General features: G+C 49.3%; 17 protein-coding genes. 10 read left to right on the top strand and 7 right to left on the bottom strand.

What is annotated here, in order from left to right; genetic code table 11:
- Positions 1–41 precede the first annotated feature (41 nt).
- The 3 genes from CD05_RS19500 to CD05_RS0104050 form a co-directional block, all read right to left on the bottom strand.
- A complete protein-coding gene (locus CD05_RS19500; protein ID WP_051588817.1) occupies positions 42–2,144 on the bottom strand; it encodes an HD-GYP domain-containing protein in 2,103 nt (700 codons plus the stop codon).
- A gap of 289 nt (positions 2,145–2,433) precedes the next feature.
- Complete coding sequence (locus CD05_RS17420; RefSeq protein ID WP_051588816.1) at positions 2,434–3,690, bottom strand: peptidylprolyl isomerase; 1,257 nt, start codon at positions 3,688–3,690, stop codon at positions 2,434–2,436.
- Positions 3,691–3,914: 224 nt separating this feature from the next.
- Positions 3,915–5,195, bottom strand: a complete 1,281-nt coding sequence (locus tag CD05_RS0104050; RefSeq protein WP_028509409.1) for an AI-2E family transporter — start codon at positions 5,193–5,195, stop codon at positions 3,915–3,917.
- A gap of 996 nt (positions 5,196–6,191) precedes the next feature.
- Between CD05_RS0104050 and trpE the strand changes: the two genes are divergently transcribed.
- Genes trpE through trpA form a run of 7 tightly spaced genes read left to right on the top strand, consistent with a single transcriptional unit; the run spans position 6,192 to position 13,814 of the window.
- On the top strand, positions 6,192–7,667 hold the full coding sequence (gene trpE / locus CD05_RS0104040; RefSeq protein WP_028509407.1) for an anthranilate synthase component I: 1,476 nt from the start codon (positions 6,192–6,194) through the stop codon (positions 7,665–7,667).
- A gap of 22 nt (positions 7,668–7,689) precedes the next feature.
- Complete coding sequence (gene trpS / locus CD05_RS0104035) at positions 7,690–8,772, top strand: tryptophan--tRNA ligase (RefSeq protein ID WP_037322791.1); 1,083 nt, start codon at positions 7,690–7,692, stop codon at positions 8,770–8,772.
- 22 nt (positions 8,773–8,794) lie between these two features.
- Positions 8,795–10,435 (top strand): bifunctional anthranilate synthase component II/anthranilate phosphoribosyltransferase, encoded by a 1,641-nt coding sequence (locus tag CD05_RS0104030; RefSeq protein WP_028509405.1) that lies wholly within the window; start codon positions 8,795–8,797, stop codon positions 10,433–10,435.
- A gap of 3 nt (positions 10,436–10,438) precedes the next feature.
- Positions 10,439–11,215 (top strand): indole-3-glycerol phosphate synthase TrpC, encoded by a 777-nt coding sequence (gene trpC / locus CD05_RS20525; RefSeq protein WP_037322790.1) that lies wholly within the window; start codon positions 10,439–10,441, stop codon positions 11,213–11,215.
- Between the two features lie 2 nt (positions 11,216–11,217).
- Positions 11,218–11,841, top strand: a complete 624-nt coding sequence (locus CD05_RS0104020; RefSeq protein WP_028509403.1) for a phosphoribosylanthranilate isomerase — start codon at positions 11,218–11,220, stop codon at positions 11,839–11,841.
- A 1-nt stretch (position 11,842) separates the two neighbouring features.
- Positions 11,843–13,033 carry a tryptophan synthase subunit beta gene (gene trpB / locus CD05_RS0104015; RefSeq protein ID WP_028509402.1) on the top strand — a complete coding sequence of 397 codons (1,191 nt, stop codon included), beginning with the start codon at positions 11,843–11,845 and terminating at the stop codon, positions 13,031–13,033.
- Positions 13,023–13,814 (top strand): tryptophan synthase subunit alpha, encoded by a 792-nt coding sequence (gene trpA, locus CD05_RS0104010; protein ID WP_051588815.1) that lies wholly within the window; start codon positions 13,023–13,025, stop codon positions 13,812–13,814. The genes trpB and trpA overlap by 11 nt, the downstream gene beginning before the upstream one ends.
- A 374-nt stretch (positions 13,815–14,188) precedes the next feature.
- On the opposite strand, the gene CD05_RS0104005 is transcribed toward trpA, so the two are convergent.
- Positions 14,189–14,947 carry a zinc ribbon domain-containing protein gene (locus CD05_RS0104005; protein ID WP_028509400.1) on the bottom strand — a complete coding sequence of 253 codons (759 nt, stop codon included), beginning with the start codon at positions 14,945–14,947 and terminating at the stop codon, positions 14,189–14,191.
- Between the two features lie 176 nt (positions 14,948–15,123).
- Here CD05_RS0104005 and CD05_RS0104000 point away from each other — a divergent pair, with 176 nt between their 5' ends.
- Both CD05_RS0104000 and CD05_RS0103995 read left to right on the top strand, forming a co-directional pair.
- Positions 15,124–15,426, top strand: a complete 303-nt coding sequence (locus CD05_RS0104000; RefSeq protein ID WP_028509370.1) for a helix-turn-helix domain-containing protein — start codon at positions 15,124–15,126, stop codon at positions 15,424–15,426.
- Between the two features lie 5 nt (positions 15,427–15,431).
- The gene (locus tag CD05_RS0103995; RefSeq protein WP_242841229.1) at positions 15,432–16,286 is read left to right on the top strand and encodes an IS3 family transposase; all 855 of its coding nucleotides are present in this window, start codon (positions 15,432–15,434) and stop codon (positions 16,284–16,286) included.
- A 98-nt stretch (positions 16,287–16,384) separates the two neighbouring features.
- Here the strand turns inward: CD05_RS0103995 and CD05_RS0103990 are convergent, their stop codons facing one another.
- The 3 genes from CD05_RS0103990 to CD05_RS0103980 all read right to left on the bottom strand — a co-directional run bounded on the left by CD05_RS0103990 (position 16,385) and on the right by CD05_RS0103980 (position 20,079).
- A complete protein-coding gene (locus tag CD05_RS0103990; RefSeq protein ID WP_028509398.1) occupies positions 16,385–17,452 on the bottom strand; it encodes an FkbM family methyltransferase in 1,068 nt (355 codons plus the stop codon).
- Positions 17,452–17,847, bottom strand: coding sequence for a PH domain-containing protein (locus tag CD05_RS17415; protein WP_037322789.1), 396 nt, complete (start codon positions 17,845–17,847; stop codon positions 17,452–17,454). The genes CD05_RS0103990 and CD05_RS17415 overlap by 1 nt, the downstream gene beginning before the upstream one ends.
- 78 nt (positions 17,848–17,925) lie before the next feature.
- The gene (locus tag CD05_RS0103980) at positions 17,926–20,079 is read right to left on the bottom strand and encodes a hypothetical protein (RefSeq protein ID WP_028509397.1); all 2,154 of its coding nucleotides are present in this window, start codon (positions 20,077–20,079) and stop codon (positions 17,926–17,928) included.
- A gap of 806 nt (positions 20,080–20,885) precedes the next feature.
- Here CD05_RS0103980 and CD05_RS0103975 point away from each other — a divergent pair.
- On the top strand, positions 20,886–21,209 hold the full coding sequence (locus CD05_RS0103975) for a cyclic-di-AMP receptor (RefSeq protein WP_028509396.1): 324 nt from the start codon (positions 20,886–20,888) through the stop codon (positions 21,207–21,209).

The raw sequence follows: 21,209 nt of genomic DNA, 5'->3' as shown, positions 1-21,209 counted from the left end.
CAATACGCCCCGTGAGGAAAATATCCTCCGGGGCGTGATGATTATTCAGCCGCTTTATCCGTGCTCTCAGCCGTTTCAGGCAGGCTTATGTTTATCCCGGTGATAGCCACCTGGTCGCCTGTGAGTGCAGCGTATATCTTCTTGTCAATGCCTGACATAACGGCTGTGCTCTTTATCAGGATACCGGCGTTTTCGGTGATTATCTGTATCCTGCTGCCGTTCACCTTAAAGGTCACGGTCGTGTCAAAGCCTTGGCTGTTATATTCCTTCCATGCCTCCCAGCCGCCGAAGCTCTCTTTCTTTATCACGTTGAGCTCGGTCTTGCAGGCCTTGTCGCTCTCCCAGAACTCGCCGTCAAAGCGCATGAACGCAAGGTCACGGTAATTCTTTCCGCCCACCATGCCGTCATCAGCACAGAAAAGGTCGATAAACGGGCAGTGCCATACGAGCCTTGCCGTCGGAAGCGACCTTGCGTGGAAGGACAGCGTAAGCCCGTCCTTAATCTCGACACCGAGCGATGACTCAGTGCGGTAGCCGTCTACCTGAACGTTCGGTATATCCCCTGCCGGTTCGTTTATGTAGCTTATCTTCTCGGCTATGCGTGGAATAAACAACTCATCCGTCTTGACGTTTGCCTTTTCAGTCCTCACATCGCTTATCCTGCAATGCTCGCCGGTGAGGGCAATGTAGAGGTATCTTGTGCTGTCAGACAGCGCAATTATCACTTCGTGGGTCTGCGTCTGCGTCTTTATGTTTATAAGCGCATGGTCTTTGTATTTTACAGCTTCTATCTTGTATTCGTTAGGCTTTGTAAGGCTGCTGTCGCCGGTGTCGGCGGTGCTTGTATGCATCTTCCTTGCACCTGTCACAGCCGTGCGCCCGTCGAGCCACACCTCGCCGTATTCAAAGTAGTTGAGCTCGTCTATCTGCTTCTGTGTCTCATGCACACGCCCGTCGAGCGAGTCAAAGAGTATCAGCGAAGCCACAGGCGACCTGCCCGGCAGCTTGTTTGAAGGGGTGACTGTCAGGTAAACGGTGGACATATACGGCGTTATCAGCAGGCCGTTTGACACCTCGCTGCGGTATTTGCCGACTGTGAGCTCGTTCTTGCCGGAGAGGGCTCTTACCTCCTCACGCTCACGCATCTCATACTCTGTGTCGATGTCTATGAGGTGGAGCATCAGCCTTGCATACACAGGGTCAAACTGCTCGCCTATGCCCTTGACTATCTCCTCACGCACTATCTGCTGAGGTATGGGGTCACGGTAGCTGCGCTTTGACGACATGGTGTCGTAAGCATCTGCCACAGAGACTATCCTTGCTATCTCTGGGATATCGGTGCCCTTAAGGCCATAGGGGTAGCCCTTGCCGTCGTAGCGCTCGTGGTGGGCGCAGGCACCAATGCTAAGATACGGAAATTCGCTGATACTCTTAAGTATCTGCTCGCCTAAGACCGGGTGCTGCTTGATGATCTCGTATTCCTCAGGTGTCAGCTCGCCGTCCTTATTGATTATGCTCTCAGGAATGCCTATCTTGCCGACATCGTGCAGCAGCGCTGCGTAGTATATCTCCTCGCACTCCTCATCGCTCTTGCCGTTTAGCTCTGCGAGCTTGCGTGAATACTCCGCCACTCTCGTTGAATGGCCGTGGGTATATTTATCCTTGGCATCTATCGCATTTACAAGCGCTGTGGCCGTCTGCTCAAACAGGCTCTGCACACGCTTGTGCTCTTTGTCGTTCTTGACCTGATTCAGGCGCAGGATAATGAGCATCATGATAGTGAACACCGATGTGAACACGCCGGTGAAATTCATCAGGTTCTTCTGCACGAAGATCCCGAACACAAGCATCACAAAGTTCAGCAGCAAAAACAGCATTGAAAGCACAAAGCCCGGCTTTTTATAGTATATGACCATCACCACCAGCCATATATTGGCAAGCGATGTGAAAACACCTGCAAACGACTGCATAGGCATCGTTGCGTCGCCGATCACTATCATCTTGCCCGATTGCACAGTAAAAGCCGTGCATATAGTCAGCACAAAATACATCACCAGCGGCACCAGTATAGACAGCCTTGACAGATCCTTGCGCACAGAATTGAGCTTTATTAAGCTATCAGCAGGTTTCTTTTTTTCCTTCATAAATTACGAGTCTTCCTCCATTATTGTCACAGCGATAACGTTTTCGGTACTTCGTCTTAAAATTCCCGGGACGCATCTGCCGTCCACGGGGTAATATATTAATATAATTGCATATTATCACAAAAAGGGTAAAGCTCTCCCCTCTCTCAATAAATTGTATAACAAATCCCGACAGGTTTCAACTAACTCCCTGTGAATTATATTTGCACAAAATGTTAAAACATCATACTATTGATTACCAAATGACAAAAACACCCCGGGGTATATTATCCCCGGGGTGAATGTCTTATTACTTTATGCTCTGATATGTGAGCTTGCTGTATGTGTCGGAGAGCTTTACGTCCATTTCCTCCATGAGCTCGTTGTAGAGCGACTTGATGTTGGCCTTGTCGTACTCCTCCTTCATCGAGTCGATGTGAGCATCAACATATTCATCATCAAACGGCAGACGCTTTATGATGAAGTAGCCGTAGCTTTGATTGACCACGAGCTCCTCGGTATACTCGCCCTCTTTGAGCTTGAATGAAGCATCCTTGAATTCCTGAACGAACTTGGTATCAGGTGTCACGAAGTAGCCGTCCTTTGAAGACTCCATTTCCATGCCGGAATCCCAGCCGTATTCCTTTATCAGCTTGTCAAAATCCTCGCCGTCCTTGACCTTCTGAAGAACTTCGTCAGCGACCTTCTTTGCTGCTTTCTGGCACTTTTCCTGGTCAGCGTCGTTGAGCTGCTGGTATGCCTGCTGTTTGAGGCCGTTCTTTGATGCAAGGTCAAGCGAGTCAAACTGCTTCTGTGTCTCGTCGTCAAGCTCTGCCTGCGAGTAGTAAGGAATGAGGATATGCTTTACTCTTGCGTAGTTGTCCTTGTCCTTTAGCAGCTTTCTGAAATCCTTTTCCTTGATAGCATACTTGCCGTCGTGTGTGAGCACCTTAGCATATACCTTCTGGTAAAGAGCTGTCATCTCCTCCATTGACCTGAGCACGTCTTCTGTGAGGTAGTAATCCTTCATGCCCTCAACGAAAGCCTCCTCGGATTCATACTGGCCCTTGATAGTGCTTATATCATTCTCGATATTCTTTTTGTCTTCCTCGTCGAGCTCTATCTTTTCTTCCCTTGCTATCTTGTGGGTCACGAATTCCTGCTTGAGCTGGTTCACCGTGTTGCTGAGCACATCAGGGAAAACGTCCTCTGTAACAGTGTCAGGTGTCAGGCTGTATACGTTGAGCACATAGTAGTAGTAATATCTGAATGTATCAAAGTCGATATCTATGCCGTCAACTGTGAGCATAATGAGGTCAGATGTATCGACCTTTTCGCCGTCGATAGTAAGCGATGCCTCGGGGTGGGTCTTCTCCTCTGTCGAGGAGCCGTCTGTGCTGTCTGCTGTCGAGCTGTCGCCGCCTGAGGTGCTGTCTGTCTGGCTCTCAGCAGATGATGATGTGCTGTCACCCGATGCTGCATCTGACGACGAGCCGTTGCCGCACCCTGCAAAGCATACCGCTGCAACGAGCAGCGAAAGAGTAAATGCCAATGATCTTTTAAGCATGATATATATTTCCTTTCTTTTGTTGTTTTCACGATATAATAACACAATAGATAGTATATCTCATATATGTGTTGATTTTGTAGTGAAAAGCATAAATTTTCTGTGAATTGGAAAATACTTATAAAAAAGATACCGACTTGCGTCAGATGATGTTGAATATCATCGGCGCAGCCGGTACCTCTATTGTTATTTCTTATTAATTCTTTATTCTTTTAAAGCAGCGCTTATCCCTGCGTTGCCTCGTTTGCCTCCTCTATCGAGGGGATAACGATGTTTTCAAGCTCCTCCTGAGTGAAAGGCACGCTCTTTCTCGGGCGGCCGTATATCTTTTCAAGGTCGTCGCCGAAGTAGTGCTTGGTGTCAACAGGCAGGTTCTTCTTTCTGAGAGTGTTCTCAACGCCCTCACGCACGAGAGCATAGAACAGTGCGAATACCGGCACTGCGAGCACCATGCCTGCAAAGCCGAATAAGCCGCCGCCGATAAACAGCGACACGAGCACCCAGAAGCCGGGAAGACCTGTTGAGTTGCCGAGGATCTTGGGGCCTAATACATTTCCGTCAAACTGCTGGAGTGCGAAGATGAATATGAGAAGTGCTATAAACTTGTTCGGCTGAACGAGGAGAATGAATATGCCCGACGGCACAGCTCCTATAAAGGGGCCGAAGAAGGGAATGATATTCGTAACGCCTATTATAACGCTTATCATCAGCGCATAGTCCATATTCATTATCATAAGGCCGATGTAGCAGAGCACGCCTATGATAAACGAGTCTATTATCTTGCCGCCGATAAAGCCCGAGAAAACGCTGTTTGTCTTCTTGAAGAGCCTTATGAGCTTTGTATAGGTGCTCTTTTTGCAGATGGATATGAGTATCTTCTTGGCCTGTGCAAAGAGCGTCTCCTTTGAGAAAAGCAGATAGATAGAAACTATAAATCCGAGCACGAAGTCTTTGAGAACGTTTATGAAATCCCACGCACCCGAGAGGATATCGTTGATGTATGGGCGGAGCTCGTTCAGCGTCGTGCCGAAATCCGAGGTGAATTTCTTTATCGTGTCGGTGAGCGCCTTTTCAACGTGCTTGTTGTTTTTAAAGAGCTTCATCACCCAGTCCTGCGCCGTGTCGGCGTAGCTCGAGAAGTTGTCGATTATCTCGCTGACGCTGTTTAAAAGCTCAGGCACGACTACCCACACAAGGCCGACTATGATGCCTGCGAATATCAGACAGGCCGTCACTACAGCTATCGCCCTTGAAGCCTTTGGCTTGGGCTTGCTTTTGAACACCGTCTTGTTGAGCACGCCCTCTGTCCTCACCATGATAGGGTTCATCAGAAATGCGATGACGACACCCCATGTTATCGGGCTCATAACAGCGACGCACTTGTCAAGGAAATCCATTATCGTATCAGCCTTTAACAGTGCCGCCACGAGCACCACGTTTATGGCTATAACGATAGTCGCATAGAACGCCACGGTATTATACCGCTTGTTCGGAGATATTTTCATTATAACACTCCCACTTGATTATATTTGTTCGCTTTTTGCTGCTATAGGTAAAGCTAACAGTTTACAGTTAACAGTTAACAGTTGCGGTGTCCGCCTTTGGCGGACTTATGGCCATTCGGCCTGTCAACCTGACGATCTTAAGCCAAGCCGCCGGAAAGAAACGCCCGAATGGGCATAATACGCCGCAGGGAAATGTTTTGCAAAGCAAAACTTTCTTCTTATCGGCTTTGCCGATAAGACACGACATCACAATTATGCATTATGCATTCTTAATTCTGCATTATAATTGTGCATTGCAAAGGCGTCCGGTGTCTGACCAGCTTCACAAAGCCAAAAACGAACTATACATATTTTATTATACACTCTCTTTTCCAAAAAATCAATACAAATATCGGGATATTTGGGAAAAATCTTTTGCGTTCATAAAAAATTAATAAGCAAGACTATTGACAAATCGGGGCAAAAGGCATATAATAGGTTTAAAGTTAATATTTTTAAAATCCTGTGAGCAAAGGTAAGTAGCCTTGCAAGAGTGTTTCAGAGAGTCGGCGGCGGTGTGATGCCGATACATAGGCGGCAAGTGTGAATGGATTTGTGAGGAGCGGTGTGAAAGCGTTTTGTGAGTATCACTCGCCGTGTATTCCTACGTTAGTGTGAGAGGGTATGGCGCTGTTAATGCATACATTAACAACAAGTACTCGGTTGAGCGGCACTTTAAGTGCCGGAATTTGGGTGGCACCACGGTTCTATCGTCCCATAGCAGTCTGCTATAGGCGTTAGGGCTTTTTTTATTGCCCTAAGGCAACACCGCACGACCACCGGCTGCGCCTTTGTATGTCATCTGCTTGCATATTTTCCGTCATATCGCCCAAATTCTCCTTGCCGGGCGGTAGCCCGCCTGCGTCAAATTCAGGTGATCTGACGAAAAATCTGTCTGCGTATCTGACACACATTGGTCGTGTGGTATTGCCTTAAAATTGAAAGGAGCAAATCAATATGTTATTTCCAGAGATCGAAACAGTAAAAGAGCTGCTGAAAGAATACAAGACAGTTCCCGTGTTCTATGAGCTGCTTGTTGACCAGTTCACCCCGATAAGGCTTTTTAACTGCCTGCATGAAAGATACAAAAACTGCTTCATACTTGAATCAGTTGACAACAAAGACCAGTGGGGGCGCTATTCCTATGTCGGCATCGACCCCAAGGAAGAGATAATCATAAACGGCAGCACTGCGACTGTAAAGAAGGCTGACGGCACAAAGCGTGATGCTCAGATAGCTGACCCGAAGGACTTTTTGCAGAGCATACTCGATGAGCACCGCTCGCCCAGGATAAACGGCTATCCCAAGCTCACAGGCGGCCTGATAGGCTATTTTGCATACGACTGCGTGCGCTACTATGAAAAGACGCTCACCTCTCCCCCGAAGGACGACCTCGGTATGCCCGACATCGACCTGCACATCTTTGACGAGCTGGTAGCCTACGACCACCTTTCAAACAAGGCTGTAATAATCTTAAACATCAACACCGAGAGCGACATTGAAGCTCAGTATGCAGCCTGCACAAGGCGTGCTGAGGAGATAATCGAAGTTTTAAGAAGCTACACTCCGGGGGAGAGAGCTCCCAGGAACGAGAACAGAGAGCTCACAGTAAAATCAAACATCACCAAGGAGCAGTATCTTGCAAATGTAAAGAAGGCCAAGGAATACATCAGAGAGGGCGATATCTTCCAGGTAGTCCCCTCGCAGAGATTTGAGGTAGACCAGCCGCCCGAGAGCTTTGATGTTTACAGAATGCTGAGAACTACAAACCCCTCGCCTTACCTTTACTACTTCTCGCACGAGGATTATGCTATAGCAGGCGCATCGCCTGAGATGCTCGTGTCGGTAAATGACGGCGTGATAGTAAACAAGCCTATCGCCGGCACTATAAAGCGCGGCCTTACTAACGATGAGGACAAGAAAAATGAGCAGACGCTCCTTAATGACCCCAAGGAAAGAGCAGAGCACACGATGCTTGTTGACCTCGGCCGGAACGATGTCGGCAAGGTGAGCAGCTTCGGCAGTGTGAGTGTTGCAGAGTATATGGCTGTAGAGCGCTACTCAAAGGTAATGCACCTTGTATCGACTGTAAAAGGTGAGCTTGCTGATGACAAGAGACCTCTTGATGCTCTCATGGCGCTCCTCCCGGCAGGAACGCTCTCGGGCGCACCCAAGGTAAGGGCTATGGAGATAATCGACGAGCTTGAAACTACAAAGCGTGGCCTTTACGGCGGCACGGTCGGCTATCTTGCGTTCGACGGCTCGATCGACACCTGCATAGCTATAAGAACAGTGCTTTTCAGAAACGGCAAGGCTTACGTTCAGGCAGGCGGCGGTGTCGTTGCCGACTCTGACCCCGAGAAGGAATATGAGGAGTCGGTAAACAAGTCGATGGCAGTAATCAATGCGATAAAAGAAGCTAACAAGCTATAAGATATATGGAGGGTAAATCAAAATGGCAAACGAGAAGGAAATAATCTTAACAGGCGACAGACCGACAGGGTCATTACACTTAGGGCACTATGTAGGCTCGCTCAGAAAGAGAGTCGAGATGCAGAACACAGGCAAGTATCTCCCCTTTATAATGATCGCAGACTTACAGGCGCTCACAGACAACGCAGAGAACCCCGAGAAGATAAGAGAGAGCATCCTGGGCATAACTCTTGACTACCTCGCAGCAGGGCTTGACCCCGAGAAGTGCAACATCTTCGTGCAGTCGCATATCCCGGCACTCTACGAGCTGCCGATGTACTACTCAAACCTTGTTACTATGTCAAGGTTAGAGCGCAACCCCACAATAAAGAACGAGATAAAGATGCGTGGCTTTGAGCGCTCTATCCCGGTAGGCTTTATGACATATCCTATCTCGCAGGCAGCGGATATCACGGCTTTCAAGGCAAAGTACGTCCCCGTCGGTGAAGACCAGCTGCCGATGCTCGAACAGGCAAGAGAGATAGTTTCATCATTCAACAGGATATACAAGTGCGAGATACTCGTTGAGCCGCAGGCTGTGCTCCCTGACAACGAGAGCTGCAACAGGCTTGTGGGCATCGACGGCAATGCAAAGATGTCAAAATCTCTCGGCAACTGCATCTACCTTAAGGACGATGAGAAGACCCTTAAGGAAAAGGTCATGAGTATGTACACCGACCCGACACACATAAACGTTTCCGACCCCGGCCACACAGAGGGCAACCCGGTGTTCATATACCTCGATGCTTTCTGCACAGACGAGATGATACAGGAATACGCTCCCGACTACAAGACGCTCGAAGAAATGAAGGAGCACTACCGCAGGGGCGGCCTTGGCGACATGAAGTGCAAAAAGCTCTTAAACAGCGTGATGCAGGAGACCCTTAAGCCGATAAGAGAGCGCAGAGCACAGTTTGAGGGCGACAGGCAGTATCTGCTCGACATACTCAAAAAAGGCACCGAGCGTGCAGTCGAGATATCAAACAAGACAGTAGCAGAGGTAAGGGCCGCAATAGGTATCGACTACTTTACCGACAGCACATTCCTGGATAAATTCGTGAAGTAACAACTGAAAGGGACGATACACCATGATACTGATGATAGATAATTACGACAGCTTCACTTACAACCTTTATCAGGCTATCGGCGTGCTCTATCCCCACATCGAGGTAAAGAGAAACGACGAGATAACTCTTGACGAGATAGAAAAGCTCGCTCCCGAGGGCATTATCCTCTCCCCCGGCCCCGGCAGGCCTGCTGATGCAGGCATCTGCGAGGAGCTTATAAAGAGATTCAGCGGCAAATACCCTATCTTAGGCGTATGCCTTGGCCACCAGGCAATAGCTGAGGCCTTCGGCGGAAAGATAATACACGCAAAAGAGCAGCTCCACGGCAAGCAGACAGAGATAAGCATAAACACAGCCAACCCTCTTTTTGCAGGGCTTACAAAGAGCATAAAGGCTGCACGCTATCACTCGCTCGTGGCTGACAGCGTTACGCTGCCCTCCTGCCTGTCTGTCATCGCAACTGACGACACAGCTCAGATAATGGCACTTCAGCACAGAGAGCACAAGACCTACGGTGTGCAGTTCCACCCCGAGAGCATACTGACAGATACAGGCATGAAGATGATAGACAACTTCCTCACTAACATCTGCGGTGTCAAGACTACAAAGGCTGCTCTCCCCTCTATCCCCGACGGCGAGAGAACAGAGCTTGTAAAGTTTATAAGAAAGGTAGTTGACAAGGGCGAGCACCTGACTGAGCAGGAGAGCTTTGAGGCTGTTGACATCATCATGAACGACAGGGCAACAAACGCTCAGATAGCCTGCCTGCTCACAGCAATGAGGCTCCAGGGCGAGAATGTTGACGAGATAACAGGCTTTGTAAAGGGCATGAGAAAGAACATGACCGAAGTTATCCCCGACACACCTGTTTTAGAGATAGTAGGCACAGGCGGCGATCTTTCGTTCAGCTTCAATATCTCGACTACCTCGGGCTTTGTTATCGCAGGCGCAGGCCAGGCAGTTGCAAAGCACGGCAACAGGGGCGTTTCTTCAAAGAGCGGTGCGGCAGACGTGCTCGAAGCTCTCGGCTGCAACATCTCCCTCTCGCCTGACAAGGCAAAGAGCCTGATAAACGAAGCAGGCTACACATTCCTCTTTGCGCAGAAGTATCACTCCGCAATGCGCTTTGTAGGCCTTACAAGAAGACAGATAGGCGTAAGAACCATATTCAACATCTTAGGGCCTTTGGCAAACCCTGCAAAGGCTGAGTATATGCTGCTCGGTGCATACAGCGACGAGCTGCTTGAAAACATGGCAAAGGTGCTCATGAACATCGGTGTCAAAAGCGCTATGCTCGTTCACGGCCAGGACGGCTTTGACGAGATATCCATATCCGCTCCGACAACTGTATGCGAGGTAAGAGACGGCAAGATAATCAAGTACGAGATATGCCCTGAGGATTTCGGTCTTAAACGCTACAACAAATCAGACGTTACAGGCGGCGAGGCAAAGGACAACGCAGCTATCACCAAGGGCGTGCTTGACGGCAGCATAACAGGTGCCAAGAGAGACATCATTCTCTTAAACGCAGGCTGCGCACTCTATGTAGCACACAAGGCAGACACGATAAAGGACGGCATCGAGCTTGCAAGACAGAGCATCGACAGCGGCGAGGCTCTTAAGAGACTTGAAATGTTTGCAGAGCTTTCAAACGAGGGTTAACAGATGATACTTGACGATATAGCATTAAAAAGACGTGAGCAGCTTGAACGTGAAAAAGCTCTTATCGGCGATAACGCAAAGGAGCTTGCTTTAAGCTGCGGCCTGAAGACATATTCGCTCAGACAAGCGCTTAAGCGTGACACGCTCTCGGTCATAGCAGAGGTAAAGAAAGCATCGCCCTCAAAGGGGCTGATAAAGCCTGATTTTATGCCTTTGGAGACAGCTCTTGAATACGAGCGCTGCGGTGCGAACGCTATCTCCTGCCTGACTGAGGAGCACTACTTCCAGGGCAGCAACGATTATCTTAAAAGCATCACAGAGCGTGTGAATATACCCGTGCTGCGCAAGGATTTCGTGATAGACGAGTTTCAGGTCTACCACGCAAGGCTCTTAGGTGCAAGCGCTGTGCTGCTTATCTGTGCGATACTTGACGACGAGCAGCTTGAAAGGTACACTTTCGCTGCACATTCGGTCGGGCTCGAGGTGCTCATGGAAGTTCATGACGAGAATGAGCTTGAAAGGGCTTTAAAAACTGACGCTGACCTTTTAGGCATCAACAACCGAAACCTTAAGGACTTCACAGTTGACCTTGACACGACAAGGCGGCTCGCATCTCTCGTGCCTGATGACAGAGTGCTCGTATCAGAGAGCGGCATCAGGGATAACGCAGACATGAAGCAGGCTCGCAAAAACGGCGCTGACGCGGTGCTCATAGGCGAAACGCTGATGAGGGCTGACAGCATAGGCGGCAAGCTGCTTAAGCTTCGTGAGGGCGTGTAAAAATGAGCGTAAAGGTAAAAATATGCGGCCTGCGCAGGGCTGAGGACATTCTCTCAGTCAACAGGCACAGGCCTGATTACGCAGGGTTTATACTAACGCAGGGCTTTCGCAGAAGCATCACGGCAGAGGACTTTAAGGAGCTTGTTTCACAGCTTGATAAGGGTATAAAGTCAGTCGGCGTGTTCGTAAACGAGCCTATCGACAGTTTAAGAGACAGCTTTGCGCCTTACCTTGATGTGATACAGCTGCACGGCAATGAAAACGATGAATACATCTCACAGCTGCGTGAGTTTTTTAAAGGCGAGATATGGAAGGCGGTAAGGGCAAAGACCGCCGCCGACATAGAAGCCGCCGACAGGCTCAGTGCCCACAGGCTGCTTATCGACAGCTTTGTTGAAGGTGTTGCAGGCGGCACAGGCAAGACGGCTGACACGGCTGTTATCATGGCCGCAGAGTTTAGTAAGCCTTTCCTGCTTGCAGGAGGGATAGATGTAGAAAACGCCGTAACGCTTGCTAAAGAGCTTAGACCCTTCGGGCTTGACATATCAAGCTCGGTCGAGACAGACAGCTTTAAAGACGATGACAAGATACGCAGGATGATCTCACTCATAAAGGAGGAAACGTAACATGGGAAATATCGGAAGATTCGGGCAGTTCGGCGGACAGTATGTTCCCGAGACTGTTATGACGGCAGTTCACGAGCTTGAAGCTGCTTACGATAAATTCAAAGACGACCCGCAGTTTAAGGAGGAGCTCAAAGCGCTTTACAGAGACTATGCAAACCGCCCCTCTATGCTCTACTACGCCGAGAAAATGACCAAAGACTTAGGCGGTGCTAAAATATACATCAAGCGTGAGGACTTAAACCACACAGGCGCTCACAAGATAAATAACGTGCTCGGTCAGGTGCTGCTTGCCAAGAAAATGGGCAAAAAGCGCATAATCGCCGAGACAGGTGCAGGCCAGCACGGCGTTGCGACAGCTACGGTATGCGCTCTTATGGGGCTTGAATGCGAGGTATACATGGGCTCTGAGGACATGAGAAGACAGTCGCTCAATGTATACAGAATGAACCTCTTAGGTGCCAAGGTAACAGGCACAGACTCAGGCACAGCTACCCTCAAGGACGCTATAAACGAGGCTATGCGTGACTGGTGCTCGCACATCGACACGACATTCTACTGCATAGGCTCTGTCATGGGCCCGCACCCCTACCCCGTAATGGTAAGGGATTTCCAGAAGATAATCTCAGAGGAGATAAAGGAGCAGATGCTCGCTAAAGAGGGCAGGCTGCCTGACTGCGTAGTTGCCTGCTGCGGCGGCGGCTCGAACGCTATGGGCGCTTTCTATGACTTTATTGAGGACAAGAGCGTGCGTCTTGTCGGCGCAGAGGCAGCCGGCAGAGGTGTTGACTCGCCCGACAATGCAGCTACCATGGCAAACGGCAGTCTTGGCATCTTCCACGGCATGAAGTCGCTTTTCTTACAGGACGAATACGGCCAGATAGCGCCTGTATACTCTATCTCCGCCGGTCTTGACTACCCGGGCATAGGCCCTGAGCACGCATACCTGAAAGAAACAGGCAGGGCTGAGTATGTGCCGATAAGCGATGCGCAGGCAGTCGAGGCTTTTGAATACCTCTCACGCACCGAGGGCATTATCCCGGCGATCGAGTCTGCACACGCTGTTGCTGCGGCTCTTGACATAGCACCAAAGATGAACAAAGACCAGATACTTGTCATAAACCTCTCGGGCAGAGGCGACAAGGACGTATACTCGATAGCAAAATACAAGGGGGTCGATCTCGTTGAGCAATAGGATAGATCTATGCTTTGAGCAGCTGAAAGCTCAGGGCAAAAAGGCACTTATAACATTCGTAACAGCCGGCGACCCGGACATGGCGACGACCGAAAAGACAGTTCTCGAAATGTTTGACAAGGGCGCTGACATAATAGAGCTCGGCGTTCCCTTTTCCGACCCGATAGCTGAGGGGCCGACAATACAGAGAGCATCGCTTCGCTCACTAAATGCAGGCACAACGCTTGACAAGATATTCGACCTTGTAAAGAGCCTGAGGGAAAAGACCGACAAGCCGCTGCTTCTGATGATGTACATAAACACGATCTACAAGTACGGCACCGAGCGTTTCTTTGAAAACTGCAAGGCTTATCAGATAGACGGTGTGATAGTTCCCGATATGCCGTTTGAGGAGCGTGACGAGATCCAGGAGACAGCCGACAAATACGGCATCTACAACATCAACCTCGTAGCCCCGACCTCGAAGGAGCGCATCAAGATGATAGCCGAGGAGTCAAAGGGCTTTGTATACGTTGTTTCCTCGCTGGGCGTTACCGGCACGAGAAAAGAGATAACCACCAACTTCGACGAGCTGCTGACCCCCTTCAAGGAGGGCAACTACTGCCCCTACTGCATAGGCTTCGGCATCTCGGACGCAGAGCAGGCAAAGAAGATATCAAAGTATGCTGACGGCGTCATCATAGGCTCTGCCATCGTCAACATCGTAGCACAGCAGGGTACAAACTGCCCGAAGGCAGTAGGCGAATTCGTAAACGGCATGAAAACTGCCATGAACAGCTAAAACAAAAGCGGCCGCAAGGCCGCTTTTGTAGTTAACAGTTAACAGGTAACAGGTAACAGTTGAGGTGTCGCCTCACGGCGACGTATGGCCATTCGGCCGTGCTACCGAAGGGTCGAGGGGCGACCGGAAAGCCCCTCGTGTACCCTCTGAGGGCGAGAGAACCGCCTTGAAGGTGATTAGTCCAACTAAATAGCTTCGAGGGTAGTCTCTCGCTTTGCTCACGCTACAGGTAGGGGGGCTTTCCGGTCGCCCCCCTGCTTCGGCTTCGCCTACGCCACCCCCTTCGGGTGCAAATCTAACAACTTAGCTTAAATCGTCCGACTCACACGCCAATACCTAAGCCGTTTACTATTAACTGTTAACTGCAAAAAGAGTTATCTCTTTTTGTAAAGCAGCAGCTCGGGGTCTTTGCATTTCTCGCCGTATGTGCTGATGAGAATGAACTCCGCATTTGCAAGCACACCGAAGCAGCGGCCGTCTGCGGATTCGAGCTGATTGCCGAGGTATGTCGCACTCTTGTCAAGAAAGCTGACCGCCGCACCGCTCGGGAGCGGATACGCAAGATCAACATAGCTGCCGACAAGGGCATTGAGCTTGTCCACTTTCGGCATACCGGGAATACCGAGTGCGTTTATCTCATCGACAAGCCGGCGTTTGAAGTCTTCAAAAGCTCCGTCATTTGCAAGCTCGCTGTGGTTCTTCCAGTAACCAAGCGTCGGCAGAAAGCCCTTAAGATGCGACCTTTTCTGCTCGTCTGTAAGATCATTGCCCGGCCAGTTTTTAACGCATACGTCTATCAGGTCGTCCATGTCGCTGTACATATACTCACCGTCGGCGTAGCACCACTTGCAGTAGTCGGTATCAGGCTTGCCGTCCTTGCCGATGCTTATAATGTCTTCTTCAAGCGGCATTCCGCAGCACTGGCAGATAAGCTGCGACGGCTCGCCTAAAATAGCGTTTATCGACACGCCGAAGACCTCAGAGAGAAGTCTTAACGTATCAGTGTTCGGAACTGTGTCGCCGTTTTCCCAGCGTGAGACTGCCTGACGGGTGACAAATACCTTCTGTGCAAGCTCATCCTGAGAAAGACCGTGTTTTGTCCTGAGCTGTAAGATCATATCCTTTGTTTCCATACTTATCCCTCCTTGTGCTTATTATATCACCTGTAGGTTGAGCCGTCAAGCAACAGGCAGTTGCTATTAAAATGCAGAATTAAGAATGCATAATGCATAATTAATTGAACCTGTATAATAAAACTACACATTTGAAGTTAATAATGATATAATATAAAAAAAGGAGTTGGCTTCAAATGAGCACACATGGAGAAAACAGTCGGGAATTCAAATTTAAGATCATGGAACTGCACTTCAAAGATAACATATCTGTGAAAGTGTTATCCGAAAAATTCGCAATACCGGAGCAAACGATCTACACATGGCGCAGAGAGTACAGAAAGTACGGCGAGGATGCATTTGTAGGCTGTGGGAAACAGCGTCCGCAGGATGCAGAACTTAGGCGATTGAAGAAAGAAAACGAAAAGCTCAGGATGCAGGTAGAGATCTTAAAAAAAGTTGCGGCATATCAGGCAGAGCAAGAGTCAAAGAAAAGATAGATGACTTGCGGGCGAGAGGATTGGATAAATATCCGATCAATCTGGTATGTCAGACTCTCGGGATAAGTACAAGATCATATTATGACCGAAAGGAAAACCCTCGCAGCAACAAAGAAAAAGAAGATCTGGAGCTTGTAGAGAAAATGCAGACGATCTTCGCTGAAAGCTATGAGGAGTATGGCAGAGTGCGTATGAAAAAAGCACTTGAAGAAGCCGGATACCCGATGAGTGAGGGGAAAGTCGGAAGGCTGATGCGTCAAGGAAATATGTACCCGAAAAAATGCAAAAAATATAGGGCAACGACCAACAGCAGGCACAAGTATCAAGTTGCAGAAAATCTTCTTGACCGCAATTTTAATGCTGATAAGCCAAACCGAAAGTGGTGCGGAGACAGCACTTACATATGGACAGACGAAGGCTGGCTGTACGCAGCAGGGATAATAGACCTATGTGCACGTGATTGTGTCGGATTAAGCTTTAGCAGCAAACACACGCAGGAGCTGATGATCGATTCGCTTGATCAGGCATTCAAAAAATACAAGCCGGGCGAAGGACTGCTGTTCCATTCTGACCGAGGCGTGCAATATGCTTCCAATGCATACAAAAACAAGCTTCATAAGTACAATATGATCCAAAGCATGTCTCGAAGCGGTGTGCCATATGACAATGCACCTATGGAAAGCTTCTGGGCAACGGTCAAAAATGCCTGTGTACATGGCTGTAGGTTCAAAACGAGGAAGGAAGCCGAGCTAAAAATATTTGAATACGTCTTTGGCTTTTACAACACACATCGTTATCACAGCTCAAACGGCTTAAAAACGCCATATGAGCTCAGAAATGAAAAGCTTTCTATTGGCTGATATCAATAGTTTTATTAACTTTATGTGTGCAGAAAACTTGACAGGTTCAATTCACTATTCACTATTCATTATTCACTGAGCGAAGCGTTTCTCCTGTTTCATACCGCAAACACATTCGTCTCCCACGAGGGGTAGTAGGGGTACTGGCGCAGGTATATCCGGCTGCCGGGGCGGAGGGTATCAAGCAGAAGTATCAGCCTGTAGAAATCATACGGCCTGTGATAGGCTGCTGTGCAGATTTTTGGACTGTATTTTTCTATCGTTTTTTTGCTGCCGAGCAGCGCCTGAACGTCTGCGCCCTCGACGTCGTATTTGATGTATGTCACTTCCCTGCCGTCAAGATAACTGTCAAGGCTCCTGCCGCTTACGATCCTGCCCTTGTCCGAGACTGCTGACTGCCTGCCGGACGATGCAGAGAAGAAAAGCTGCGTGTCACTGTCCCACGCTGCGGCGTTTATAAAGTCTGTGTTGTCAAGCGTCAGGTGCGACCTTACGAGCCTTCGGAAATTGCGCATATCCGGCTCAAAACAGTAGATGTGCCTGTACTTTCCGCCGGTGTGAGACAGCAGCTCGTCCACCGTGTCGCCTGTGTATGCACCAAGGTCGCAGACTATCTCATCGGCGGTGGGGTTTATGATGTCCGTGCAGCTCTTAGATGGTGCGGTGAATGTCTTTTTAAGATAGCTGATATCGCCCGTTATCTTGAATCGGCAGAGGTCTTCAAACACCTCTCTTGACTTATCATCACAGAGCAGAGAATAGGCTTTTTCAACGCTTTTGTAATCGTCCAGAAAAACGGCCTTTTCAAAAAAGCTGTCATCAGCCACAGACAGCTCGGGGGCAATGAGCGTGTGGCGCTTTGCTATCCCCTCTATGCGCTCCATAACGTCAGGGAGCGATGTGCCAAAGGCAAGCACTGCGTAAAAATCACCATACCGCTCCTCTGCCTCACTCAGGCTTAAAACATCAAAGCCGTGAAAGCTCCTCTCACGCTTGAAATCATCGCTTGCAAAAATGCCTGCCGGCCTGATGCCGAAGCGTTCAAAAACAAAAAACAGCTTTTCACAGCCGTTGCCCGTCCCGTAGATAAGGACGGGCTTGTCGGCTGCTGCAAGCCTTGTAAATGAAAAATTAAGTTCTGCAAGCTCTTTTTTATCGAGCGCCATTACATGAAATCTCCGTCTTCATGCAGGAACTCGCCGCCCGAGCCCACCATGTCACGGCCTCTGATCTTGTACTTGTCACGGTTGATGTTGATGTGAGTTTCAAGAAGGTTTAATACCTTTCTTGGCTCCTTTACCGAGTCGATGACCTTGATAGGGGTATCGACGTCCTTGACGTGTACCATGATAGTGCCGCATTTGAACATTCTCTCCCAGAGCGAGAGCTTCAGCTTTTTGTCGGTCACTCTGTAGAGGTCGAACTCGTCCTCAGTGATGCTTAAAAAGCCGCTTCTGGTTATAAACTTTTCCTCAGTGAGAAAATATCTTGTGAATGATATCGGCAGGCCGAAAAGTGTCCTTTTCTTGTCTGTCCACAGATAATCGAAATCATTTTTCATAGGTCTTGACCTCCCCGTATTTCTTTTATGATATGATACCATATTTTGCTTTGATTGTCAAGGATATCCGGCAGGTTCTTATGAAGCCACGCCGTCAGCGCCGAGCTTTACGCCGTCTACCTTCTTGCTGCGCTGCATCGAGCCTTTTTCGTTGAAGTAATAGCGCTTGCCGTCTATCGTGTTCCAGCCGGTGTATACCTTGCCTGTCTCGCCGCAGTAGAAGGTCTTTCCGTTGTATGTCACCCAGCCCTTCTTGACAGCACCCGTGTCGCCGAAGCAGTATACATAGCCGTCGATCTTCTTTAAGCCCTTTACCACAGCGCCGTTGTCAAAGAAATATCTCTTGCCGCCGACTGTCTTCATGCCGTTTAAGAGCTTTCCGTCGTCGCCGAAGCCGTAGAGCACGCCGTCTATCTTGGTGACACCCTTTGCAGCCTTGCCCTCAGCGCCGAAGTAGTAGGTCGAGCTGTTGATCGTCACCCAGGTATTCTTCGCAACGCCGTTTAGGGTGCAGTAGTAGATGTTGCTGCCGTCCTTCTGAACGCCGAGCTTAAGTCTTCGATCATCGCCGAAGCAGAACAGGTTCTTCTTGATGATATGCCAGCCTGTGACCGCCTTGCCCTTTTCGTCAAAGTAGTAGTAATAGCCGTTTTCCGACTTGATAACGTCCTTTACAGGCAGGCCGTCCTCGTAGTAGTAAACGTCCGAGCCCTTCTTTACAAAGCCCGAGGGCAGCACGCCGTCGCTGTCAAAGGCGTATTCCTTGTCGCCTATCTTAAGCTCGCCTGTTGCCATAATGCCGAAGTCGCCGAAGTAGTAGCTCTTGCCCTCTATCGTCTGCCAGCCGAGGTATTTCTCGCCTGTCGTCTCGTCAAAGTAGAAGGTGTATCCGTCAACTGTCATAAAGCCCTGCGCCACAACGCCCGTCTTCTCATCTGTATAGCCGAGCTTGAAAAGGTTCTTTTTGAGCTTTTCAAAGGCCTCGAATTCGAGCTTGTCGTAGGTCTTGTCCTCCGGCTTGTAATCGTACTTCTCAGGCTCCTTCTTGGTCTTTGCCTCGTACTTTATCTTTGTCAAGAAGTCCTGCTCCTTCTGCTTCTGGTCGTCTGTGTGCTTGTTGTAGTCGTGCCAGCCCTTTATCAGGACGTGGTGCTTGTCGAAGTAGTAATACTTGTCATCAACGCACATAAAGCCCACATTGAGCACGCCCGACTTGCCGCAGTAGTAGTCCTTCTTCTCTATCGTCTGCCAGCCTGTGAGCAGCTGGTACTTGCTGTTAAAATAATAAGTATGCGCATTTATCTCGGTAAAGCCCAGAGCCGCCGAGCCGTCTTCTTTCAGGTAATACTTCTTGCCCTTTTGCTGTATCCAGCCCTTGGCCATCTGGCCGTTCTCCTCAAAGAAATACCTGTTGCCGTCGATGTCAGCCCAGCCCTTTGTGAGCTTGCCGTCCTCCCCGAAGTGATATTTCTCCTTGTTTATCTTGTGCCAGCCGAAGAATATCTCGCCTGTCTCGTCGTCGCCGTAGTAGAGGTCTTTGCCGATGAGTATCCACCCCTTGCAGACAACGCCGTTTACATCGCAGTAATACTTCTTTCCGTCAAGGTCGAGCCAGCCGTAGTGCATCTTGCCGTCGGCTTCAAAGTAGTAGGGTATGCTGTCGATATCGACAAAGCCCTTGACCATCGTGCCGTCCTCAAGGAAATAATACTGGTTGTCGTTTATCTTAGCCCAGCCTTTGAGCTTCTGGCCTGAGGTGTTATAGTAAAACAGGTCATCGCCGCTTTGCGAGAAGCCGTCGAATGTAAAGCCGTGGTCGTCAAAGAAATACTCCGAGCCGTTAAGATCAACAAGGCCTGTTCTGAATATACCTGTTTCGGGAGAGAGGTAATACATCTCGCCGTCTATCTCAGTCTCGCCGCGCTGGATAACGCCTGCATCGTCGAGGTAGTAGGTATAGCCCTCATACTCCTGCCAGCCGCTTTGTGTAAAGCCGTCGGCGGAGAAGATATAGTCTGCGTTATCTATAGTCTGGTAGCCCATAGCACGCACGCCCTTACCCACTATATAGAAGCGGTTGCCGTCCTTATCGGTATGCCAGCCGTCGGAATAGTTTGCCTGATAGTAGAAATACCCTGCAAATCCTCCGCCCACAGCCACCGAGCAAAGCACCGCCGTTATTGCCGCCCCGACCGAGCCGGCTTTTCTTTTCTTTATGCTGTCTGCTCCCACTTGTAGCACGATTCCTTTCCTTTATCAATTCACAATGCCTTTTTTAATGCATAATTCATAATGCATAATGCATAATTAAGGTGTCCGCCGTTGGCGGACGGATGGCCATTCGGCCTGTCAATCCGACGATTTCAGCTAAGCCGCAGGCTTTGCACCCGAAAGGTGTCTGTCTTCGTCTTCTTCGTCTAAGCTGTAGGCTATTCACCCGAAGGGGGTGAGCGGCAGCTCCGCTGCCGCAGGGGGGCGACCGGAAAGCCCCCCTACCCGTAGCGTAGGAATAAGCAAAGCCCTCGCCGTGAGCTAAAGCGTCCGGGTGCTTACCTTCAAGGGAGCACTCTCGCTCCCATAGGGTACACGAGGGGCTTTCGAGCCGGCTTTGTCGGCTCATGCGCCACCTCGACCCTTCGGATATGCGCCTGCGGCGCACACCTTAACTATTCACTATTCATTCTTCACTATTCACTATTCACTAAGCGCAGCGTTTCCGCCCGAATGGGCATAAGCGCCGCAGGCGCACCTTAACTGTTACCTGTTACCTGTTACCTGTTAACTGACCAAGCGCCGCACCGGGGCTATTCACTATTCATTATTCACTATTCACTATTCACTGAGCGAAGCGTTACCGCATTCTTAATTCTGCATTATTACATTATACCACATATCAACGGATTTTTCAAGTGAAAGGTGTGTGAAATCTTGCACAGGGGCTGAAACTTCCAGCCTTTGGCAGATGTGTATTTTTGCTTGCATTTTCCGGTAAGATGTGCTATAATAGTTGTATATGTACATAAATGAGGGTGAATTTTATGAAACTGATATATGCAATAGTCAATAACGACGATACATATGCCGTGAGCAAGGGGCTCGGCGATGCAGGTATTAGGGCTACAAAGCTCGCTACTACAGGCGGTTTCCTTATGAAGGGCAATACGACATATATGATATGCTGCGATGAGACAATGGTCGATAAGGTCATCGAGATATGCCGCCAGTACTGTAAAAAGAGAAAGCAGACGGTGAGCGCTGCTTCCGTTATGGGCGGTGCTGCTGACCCTGCGTCTACTATGGAGATAACTATCGGCGGCGCTACTATCTTCGTTACCGATATAGAACGCTTCGAGCAGGTGTGA

This window comes from Ruminococcus sp. NK3A76 (assembly GCF_000686125.1).
Lineage (GTDB): Bacteria > Bacillota > Clostridia > Oscillospirales > Ruminococcaceae > NK3A76.
This window is presented reverse-complemented; position numbering and strand designations above follow the sequence as displayed.